At 69.1% G+C, this 5,227-nt stretch carries 6 protein-coding genes and 1 tRNA gene; 4 read left to right on the top strand and 3 right to left on the bottom strand.

Annotation, left to right across the window (positions count from 1 at the left end; translation table 11 throughout):
• Positions 1 to 588 precede the first annotated feature (588 nt).
• Genes ER13_RS15890 through ER13_RS15880 form a run of 3 tightly spaced genes read left to right on the top strand, consistent with a single transcriptional unit; the run spans position 589 to position 2,508 of the window.
• Entirely contained in the window at positions 589 to 1,074 is a 486-nt protein-coding gene (locus ER13_RS15890; protein WP_035310830.1) for a hypothetical protein, read from the top strand.
• Positions 1,071 to 2,183, top strand: coding sequence for a tRNA guanosine(34) transglycosylase Tgt (tgt, locus tag ER13_RS15885; RefSeq protein ID WP_155988184.1), 1,113 nt, complete (start codon positions 1,071 to 1,073; stop codon positions 2,181 to 2,183). The genes ER13_RS15890 and tgt overlap by 4 nt, the downstream gene beginning before the upstream one ends.
• A 16-nt stretch (positions 2,184 to 2,199) precedes the next feature.
• Positions 2,200 to 2,508, top strand: a complete 309-nt coding sequence (locus ER13_RS15880) for a hypothetical protein (RefSeq protein ID WP_035310825.1) — start codon at positions 2,200 to 2,202, stop codon at positions 2,506 to 2,508.
• Between the two features lie 36 nt (positions 2,509 to 2,544).
• Here the strand turns inward: ER13_RS15880 and ER13_RS15875 are convergent, their stop codons facing one another.
• The 3 genes from ER13_RS15875 to ER13_RS15865 form a co-directional block, all read right to left on the bottom strand.
• Entirely contained in the window at positions 2,545 to 3,087 is a 543-nt protein-coding gene (locus tag ER13_RS15875; protein WP_035310824.1) for a hypothetical protein, read from the bottom strand.
• 69 nt (positions 3,088 to 3,156) lie between these two features.
• Positions 3,157 to 4,023: an ROK family protein gene (locus ER13_RS15870; RefSeq protein WP_035310822.1), complete on the bottom strand. Its 867-nt coding sequence runs from the start codon at positions 4,021 to 4,023 to the stop codon at positions 3,157 to 3,159.
• Between the two features lie 27 nt (positions 4,024 to 4,050).
• A tRNA-Lys gene (locus ER13_RS15865) sits at positions 4,051 to 4,127 on the bottom strand.
• A gap of 89 nt (positions 4,128 to 4,216) precedes the next feature.
• Between ER13_RS15865 and ER13_RS15860 the strand changes: the two genes are divergently transcribed.
• Positions 4,217 to 5,227, top strand: a 1,011-nt coding sequence (locus ER13_RS15860; RefSeq protein ID WP_052005165.1) for a CaiB/BaiF CoA-transferase family protein, incomplete at its 3' end; no start/stop codon positions are given.

Raw genomic sequence — 5,227 nt, 5'->3', positions numbered from 1 at the left:
CCCCTGGGGGAGGTGGATCGCCGGCGAAGCCGGCGAGACGGAGGGGGCCCGAACGGCCCCAACTGTCACAATGACGCTGGTCCTGCCGTAACGATTCCAACGGCTTGTCAGTTTCTCGCCCCGACTTTCCCGCCAGGGTTTCCCCGTCCCCTATAATCACGCCCGGTCTCGTCGCTTGGAGGGCTCGCTTGGCCTGCGACCTTGCGGCGGCGGGAGCGGATGGAACGGGAGCGGGGGTGCAACTCCTCCGCGCCGACGGCGTCTCCGGACGTCGCCGGAGGGTCGAGGGGGATACTCGATCGCACTCGGGACGGTTCTTCGCAGGGACCGCCGACCCGTCGCAGGCTTATGGGGTTAGGCGATAAGACCGCCACCGCTCGGCGCCCCGAGCTTGCAGGCCAACCATTCGCGCGGGGCGTCAAACCTTCGTCGAAACGGTATTTCTAGATCAAACTCCGGGCGAAGGCCCGGCGCCCCGCCCAGCCCTCCATAAACTTCGCAACGAAAGCGCGAAGATGACGCCGCATGTCTGTAGCCTTCCGCCGCCCAACCCCTTAAATGCCGCCTGCTGACGAAAACGAGCCCCCCTTGTCCCTCGACGACTTCCAAAGCGACCTTCCGCAGGATCTCCAGGACGGCCTGATCGCCGTTGGCGAGGCCGCGCGCGATCTGCGCGAGCCCTGGTGGATCTTCGGCGGGGCGGCCATGGCGCTGTACGGCCTGACCGACCTGCATGTGCCCGACATCGACGTCCTGTGCGCCCCGCGCGACGCCCGCGCCCTGCTGGCGGCGCTGGACGGCCAGGTCGTGGCCGATCCGGGCGAGGGCCTGTTCCGCTCGGCCGTCTTCGGCCGCGCCCCGGATCAGCCGATCCTGGTCGAGGTCATGGCCGATCTGGAGACCCGCGACGGCGCCGAATGGCGGCCGGTGGCCTTTACGTCGCGCCGTCCGGTCTTCATCGACGACGTCCCGCTGTTCGTGCCCGACATCCGGGACCATATCGCCCTCTACCGCCTGTTCGGCCGCCCCAAGGATCTGGCGCGGGTCGAACAGCTTGAACGACTGATCGCCTGATGCCCTTCCCCTTCGAGATTTCCGCCAAAGAGGGTCGCGCCCGCACCGGCGTGCTGAAGACCGCGCGCGGCGACATCCGCACCCCGGCCTTCATGCCGGTCGGCACGGCCGCGACGGTGAAGGCGATGACGGTGGACCAGGTCAAGGCGACCGGCGCCGACATCATCCTGGGCAACACCTATCATCTGATGCTGCGCCCCGGCCCCGAGCGGATGGAGCGTCTGGGCGGTCTCCACAAATTCATGGGCTGGGACAAGCCGATCCTGACCGACAGCGGCGGCTTCCAGGTCATGTCCCTGGCCGGCATCTCGAAGGTGAAGGAAGAGGCCGTGACCTTCTCCTCCCACATCGACGGCTCCAAACACGTCCTGACGCCCGAACGCTCGATCGAGATCCAGGCCGACCGGATCGGCGCCGACATCTCGATGCAACTGGACCAGTGCGTGGCGTATCCGGCCGAGAAGGACGCGGCCCAGAAGGCCATGGAACTGTCGATCCGCTGGGGCGCCCGCTCCAAGGCCCGGTTCGGCGAGCGGGAAAACCAGGCCCTGTTCGGCATCCAGCAGGGCTCGACCTTCGAGGACCTTCGTCGCCAGTCGTCGGACCAGCTGCGTGAGATCGGCTTCGACGGCTACGCCATCGGCGGTCTGGCCGTGGGCGAAGGCCACCAGGCCATGTGCGAGGTGCTGGACTACGCCCCCGAGATGCTGCCCGCCGACCGTCCCCGCTATCTGATGGGGGTGGGCAAGCCGATCGACCTGGTCGAGGCGGCGTATCGCGGCGTGGACATGTTCGACTGCGTCCTGCCCACCCGCGCCGGCCGCCACGGCCAGGCCTGGACCTGGGACGGTCCGCTGAACCTGAAGAACGCCCGTTTCGCCGAGGACCAGGATCCGCTGGACCCCGCCATCGACGGGCCGTCGTCGCAATATTCCAAAGCCTATCTGCACCACCTGATCCGCGCCGACGAAATCCTCGGCAAGGTCCTGCTCAGCTGGCACAATATCGCCTTCTACCAGGCCCTGACCGCCGCCATGCGCGCCGCGATTTCGGAAGGCCGATTCGAACAGTTCCGCCGCGACTTCCATGCGCGGCATGTGTCGAACTGACCCCCGGAACCATTTGATGCGCGTCGAGAAGTCAGGCTTCCACGCCTACAACACCTATCTGGAAGAGCCGCCCCGCGATGCGGGGAACGAGACGGCCCTGCACCGCCATGTCATCATCATCGGCGGCGACAAATATTCCTTCTTCGCCCACTGGTCCGGCAAGTTCGCGCACAAGGGCGAACGGATATCCTTCGACTGGGACTGGGACCGGACCGGCGAGTTCCGCAACATCGACAAATCCTCCTTCGAGGCCTTCGCCAAGGACGGCGCGGTTCAGATCAGAGGCGATCGCACCGACAAGCGCCGGCCTGCCGGCAGACGTTAGATCCTGTCGGTCGTGGGTCGAACGGCCAAGCCGCCCCTACCGCTTCGGCCGGAACCAGCTGGGGGCCGCCGGCGGGGCGCAGTTCCTCTGCATGCCGATCCCCTTCAGGAAGGCCCGCCGCATCCGCCCCGACTGGATGGCCGACTGGACATGACGACTGTGCTGTTCGGCCCCGCTCAGCCGACGGATCCAGCTGCGGCCCGGAATGAAATCGGTGGTCGTGCCGCGAATGGCGTCCAGCGTCGCCTTGGCCGCCGCATCGGCCGCCTGTTCGCTGCGATAGGAGCCGTCCTGGCGCGGCGGTTCATCGGTGTCGGGCCCCAGGGCCTCGTCCAGCCGCACCACCTCGGCGCCGATGGTCGAGCACTGATTCAGATTGCGCAGGTCATAGGGATTGGCCTCGGCCTGCAGCAGAACCGTCGGAATCAGCTGACGCCGCAGATTGAAATCGTCCAGCGGGGCGGTGACGGCGTCGCCCAACCCCGCCCCGACCTGTTCCGCGCCGCTCATGGCCGAACGCCCGGCGTTGCAGCCGGCGAGCAGGACGGCCCCGAGGGCCAGAGGGAGGATCGGCTTCATCCGGCCTTTAGATCACGCCCGGCCGTCGCGATCAAAACCCCCGCGCCCTTCGGCGGCGTCTATCCGCGATCAGGCGGCCAGATCCCGCGCCATCAGCATCGCCCCATCCAGCCCGGCGTGCTCACGCTCGGCCGCCACCAGATAGCCGCCCTCGCCCATCACCACCGCCGATCCATAGCCGTTGACCCGGCGTCGCGCCGCCGCCTCGACCTCGGCGATCAGGCCCGGCGTGGACATGACGCCGCCGCCGAACACGATCCGATCCGGCGCCCAGGCGAACACCAGGCCGGCGACCAGTTGCCCCAGATAATCGGCGACCGCCGCCCGCACCGCATCCGCGTCTTCCAGGCGTCGCCCCGCCAGCCGCGCCTGAACCGCCGGCCCGGCCGCCAGCCCCTCGACGCAATCGGCATGGAAGGGGCAGGCGCTGGCCTGGACGTCGCCCTCGACCCGGCGCACGAACAGATGACCGATCTCCGGATGCAGCGCGCCCTTCAGCGTCCGGCCGTCCGCGCACAGGCCGCCGCCGATCCCCGTGCCCACGGTGACATAGGCCACGGCCCGCGCCCCACGGCCCGCGCCCAGTCGGGCCTCGGCCACGGCGGCGGCGTTGACGTCGGTATCCACGGCGAAAGGGGCGCCCAGACGGTCCGCCAGGGTCCTGGACAGATTGAACCCGGTCCAGCCCAGCTTGGGCGTGGCCAGCATCAGCCCGCGCTGTGGCGAAGCCGGATCGACCACCAGAGGCCCGAAGCTGGCGACGCCCAGCCCGGCGACCGGCCGTTCGGCCGCCGCGGCGACAAGCGCCTCGACCGCCGCCTCAGGCCGCCCGGTCGCAAACCGACCCTCGTCCAGCACGACGCCCGCCGCATCGACGATGCGCCATACGATCTTGGTCCCGCCGGTCTCGACCGCGAAGAAGACGGGCTGGCTCATCGGGGGGGGCTCCGCAAAAGGGAGAAATGGTACGTCCTCTCGGGCTCGAACCGAGGACCCTCTGATTAAAAGTCAGATGCTCTAACCAACTGAGCTAAGGACGCACCGTGCGACGTTCAGGACTGGCCCGAACCGTCGAAGGGCGCCTTCTGTTGCAATCCGCTCTTCCGGTCAAGACCGGGTCTGCTACTCAATGCGTATGAAACCGCTGAACGGACTGCGCATCCTGGAGTTCGACGGCCTGGGGCCGGTGACTTTCGCCGGCCTGATGCTGGCCGACATGGGGGCCGAGGTGCTGCGTCTGACCCGCGCGGCCTCGGCGGGCGCCCCCGTTTTCGCCGAGGTGGGCGGGGCCCTGCTGCATCGCGGACGGACCGCCGTACCCGTGGACCTGAAGTCCGACAGCGACCGCGAGCGGATCCTGCGCCTGATCGATGGCGCGGACGCCGTGATCGAAGGCTTCCGTCCGGGGGTCATGGAACGGCTGGGCTATGGTCCCGAGGTTCTGCACGCCCGCAACCCGACCCTGGTCTTCGGTCGGGTGACAGGCTGGGGCCAGACCGGGCCGCTGGCCGACGCCGTGGGGCACGACCTGAACTATATCGGCCTGTCGGGGGTGCTGCACGCCATGGGCGAGGCGGACCGCCCGCCGCCCCCGCCGCTGAACCTGGTCGGCGATTACGGCGGCGGGGCGATGATGCTGACGACAGGGGTGCTGGCGGCCCTGCTGGAGGCCAGGACCGCCGGACGGGGCCGGATCGTGGACGCCGCCATGACCGACGGCGCGGCCCTGTTGGGCGGCCTGTTCCAGGCTCTGCGCGGGCAAGGGCTATGGAGCGAGCGCCGCGGAGCCAATCTGCTGGACGGAGGCGCGCCCTTCTATCGCTGCTACGCCTGTCGGGACGGCGGCTTCGTCGCGGTCGCGGCGCTGGAGCCGCGCTTCTACGCCGCGCTGCTGGCGGGCCTTGGGATCAATCCGTCCGAAGCGCCTCAGCATGACAGGACCGGCTGGGCCGCACTGCACGACCGGCTCGCCGCCCTGTTCGCGGCGCGGGACCGGGACGACTGGGCGACGCATTTCGCCCGGACCGAGGGCTGCGTGACGCCCCGTCTCCGCCTGGCGGAGGCGCCGGAGCATCCCCCCAATCGCGGCCGAGCGACCTTCCCGGCTCTTATACACATCTGCACCTGCCGACGGCCTCCA

The sequence above is a fragment of the Brevundimonas sp. EAKA genome, from assembly GCF_000698025.1.
GTDB classification, from domain to species: Bacteria; Pseudomonadota; Alphaproteobacteria; order Caulobacterales; family Caulobacteraceae; genus Brevundimonas; species Brevundimonas mediterranea_A.
The sequence above is the reverse complement of the archived record's forward strand: the minus strand, read 5'-3'. Positions and strand labels throughout refer to the sequence as shown.

Bases quoted from the DNA above. Each gene is read 5' to 3' on its own strand.
- ER13_RS15870 (WP_035310822.1), bottom strand. From the start codon at position 4,023: ATGAGCCAGCCCGTCTTCTTCGCGGTCGAGACCGGCGGGACCAAGATC.
- ER13_RS15880 (WP_035310825.1), top strand. From the start codon at position 2,200: ATGCGCGTCGAGAAGTCAGGCTTCCACGCCTACAACACCTATCTGGAA.
- ER13_RS15875 (WP_035310824.1), bottom strand. From the start codon at position 3,087: ATGAAGCCGATCCTCCCTCTGGCCCTCGGGGCCGTCCTGCTCGCCGGC.